3 protein-coding genes are annotated in these 2,871 nt (G+C 69.9%); all 3 read left to right on the forward strand.

What is annotated here, in order from left to right:
• Positions 1-102 precede the first annotated feature (102 nt).
• The 3 genes from trpS to CVO76_RS16510 are packed head-to-tail and all read left to right on the forward strand — an operon-like array spanning position 103 to position 2,812.
• Entirely contained in the window at positions 103-1,146 is a 1,044-nt protein-coding gene (gene trpS / locus CVO76_RS16500; RefSeq protein ID WP_133082739.1) for a tryptophan--tRNA ligase, read from the forward strand.
• A 45-nt stretch (positions 1,147-1,191) separates the two neighbouring features.
• A complete protein-coding gene (locus CVO76_RS16505; protein ID WP_244186068.1) occupies positions 1,192-1,749 on the forward strand; it encodes a 2'-5' RNA ligase family protein in 558 nt (185 codons plus the stop codon).
• Entirely contained in the window at positions 1,709-2,812 is a 1,104-nt protein-coding gene (locus CVO76_RS16510; RefSeq protein ID WP_133082741.1) for a YihY/virulence factor BrkB family protein, read from the forward strand. The genes CVO76_RS16505 and CVO76_RS16510 overlap by 41 nt, the downstream gene beginning before the upstream one ends.
• Positions 2,813-2,871 lie beyond the last annotated feature (59 nt).

Consider the following 2,871-nt stretch of genomic DNA (forward strand, 5'->3'; position numbering starts at 1 on the left):
ACTGAGCGCCGACGTCGACAGGGCGCCGAGCTGGGACACGAGGTTCTCCGACCACGCCCCTCTCGTCGTCGACTACCAGATCCAGAGTGCAGGACAGCTTCCATGACGACACCCGCCCCCGCCCCGGCCCCGAACCGGCGGCAGCGCATCCTCTCCGGCATGCAGCCGTCCGCCGGCTCGCTGCACCTCGGCAACTACCTCGGTGCGCTCGTGCACTGGGTACGCCTGCAGGAGACCTACGACGCCGTCTTCTTCATCCCCGACCTCCATGCGATCACGGTGCCGCAGGACCCGCAGGAACTGGCGCACCGTACGCGACTCACGGCCGCCCAGTACATCGCCGGAGGTGTGGACCCGGACCGGGCCACCCTCTTCGTCCAGTCCCACGTGCCGGAGCACGCCCAGCTGGCCTGGGTGCTCAACTGCTTCACCGGCTTCGGCGAGGCGTCGCGCATGACCCAGTTCAAGGACAAGGCGTCCAAGCAGGGCACGGATGCCGCCAGCGTGGGTCTCTTCACCTACCCCGTCCTGCAGGCCGCGGACATCCTCCTGTACCAGCCCGACGGCGTGCCGGTCGGCGAGGACCAGCGGCAGCACGTCGAACTGAGCAGGGACCTGGCGCAGCGCTTCAACTCCCGCTTCGGGGACACCTTCGTGGTCCCGAAGCCCTTCATCCAGAAGGAGTCGGCGAAGATCTACGACCTGCAGAACCCGACGGCGAAGATGTCGAAGTCCGCGTCCTCGGTCGCCGGGCTGATCAACCTGCTGGACGATCCCAAGGTCACGGCCAAGCGCATCAGGTCGGCGGTGACCGACGCCGGAACGGAGATCCGCTTCGACACCGCGGAGAAGCCGGGCATCTCGAACCTGCTGTCCATCTACTCGGCGCTGTCCGGCAAGGGCATCGCCGAGCTGGAGGCGGAGTACGAGGGACGGATGTACGGGCACCTGAAGGTGGATCTCGCCGACGTCGTCGTCCAGGCGCTCGCGCCCGTGCGGACCCGGGCGGAGGAGCTGCTGTCCGACCCCGCGGAACTCGACCGCCTGCTCGCGCAGGGTGCGGCGAAGGCCCGGGACCTCGCGGCCCCCACGCTCGCCGACGTCTACGCCCGCGTGGGCTTCCTCCCCGCCGCGGGAGTCCTCTGATCCATGTGCGCCTCGACCGGTCAGCCCAGCGGAGCGGTGACGACCATGGCCGGATCCGGCGTGGACGGTAGCTGCGTCGGGATCACCATCCCGATCCCCGAGCCCCTCGCCGGTGCCCTGGAATCGTGGCGGGCGTCGTTCGGGGACCCCATGGCGGCCGTCGTGCCCCCGCACATCACCCTCATCACGACGACGCCGGCGTCCGACTGGGACGCGACGATCGACCACGTGCGGGCGGTCGCCCGCACGCAGCGGCCCTTCGAGGTGCGCCTGCGCAGCACCGGTTCCTTCCGGCCGGTCTCGCCCGTGGTGTTCCTGAAGCTCGTCGAGGGCTTCGACGAGTGCGTGGAGCTGCACGCGCGGCTCCAGACCGGACCGCTGGAACGGGACCTGGACTTCCCCTTCCATCCGCACGTCACGGTGGCGCATGATGTGTCCGAGGCCGGCATGGACGCCGCTGTCGAGGAGCTCCACGCCTTCGAGGCATCCTTCGAGGTGCGATCCATGGGACTCTACGAGCACGTGCCGTCGGGCCTGTGGAAGCTGAGGGAGGAGCTGCATTTTGGCGAAGTCGCTGACGGCTCCGAAGCCGCCGCAGGTTGACCAGCCCTCGCCCGCCAGCCTGCCGGACCTCCGCCGCAAGGTCCTCGACGCGCAGGTCCGTCTGGGCCGGCTGACCCGGTCCGGAAGCGGGGGCTCCGAGCTCCTGCTGGCGCGGCTCGACCTCGCGATCTGCCGGTTCTACACCCTGCGACCCGTGCGCGTCGTGCTGCTGTACAACGAGCGCCGAGGCCCGCTGATGGCGGCCGGACTGGCGTACCGGTTGTTCTTCGCGATCGCGGCACTCCTGGTCGTGGGGTTCGCCGCGCTCGGCCTCGTCGTCGCGGGGGATGCGGACCTCCGGGATCTCTCCGTCGACGCCCTCGACCGGGCGGTGCCGGGACTGATCGACAGGGGCGAGGACGGGCGGGGGCTCGTGACCCCTGCCCGTCTGTTCGACGCGACCAGTGGCCTGGGCTGGACGATCGTCGTCTCGTCGGCCGTGATGCTCGTGACGGCGCTCGGCTGGATCGGGGGGATGCGCCAGGCGATGCGCGGGATCTTCGCCCTCCAGCCCGTCGCGGCACCCCCGATCGTGCTCTGGCTGAAGGATCTGGGCACGCTCGCGGTGCTCGGTGTCATCATGCTCGTGACGACGGGACTGGGTATCGTCGCCACCAACTCGCTGGGCGCACTCCTGGCGATCCTCCACCTGGCAGCAGTGAGTCAGGTGCTGACGCAGGCGGCAGGATTCGCCGTGATGATCCTGCTGGACATCCTCGTGGCCGTGGTGCTGTTCCACTCGGCGTCGGCGATCCAGATGCCGCGCCGGATCCTGCTCCAGGGGTCGGTCATCGCCGGGCTCGGGACGACACTGCTGCGGACCTTCTCGACGCAGATCCTGGGCACCTTCGGCAACAACCCGCTGCTGCTGTCCTTCGCCGTGATCCTGGCGCTGTTCATCTGGTTCTTCCTCCTCAGCCAGGTCTACCTGCTGGCGACGGCCTGGTGCGCGGTGGGGTCGGCCGACGCCCTGACCCGGGCGGAGCGCGAACACCACGCGAAGGGCGGCACGCTGCGGCAGCGGAGCCGCCGGAAGCCGGGGACCGGGAATCCTCCCACCTGACCCGCCCTGACCCGCCTGACCCGGCCCTGACCCGCCTGACCCGGCCCTGACCCACCTGA

The organism is Arthrobacter agilis, from assembly GCF_002953615.1.
In the GTDB taxonomy this organism is placed as follows: Bacteria; Actinomycetota; Actinomycetes; order Actinomycetales; family Micrococcaceae; genus Arthrobacter_D; species Arthrobacter_D agilis_B.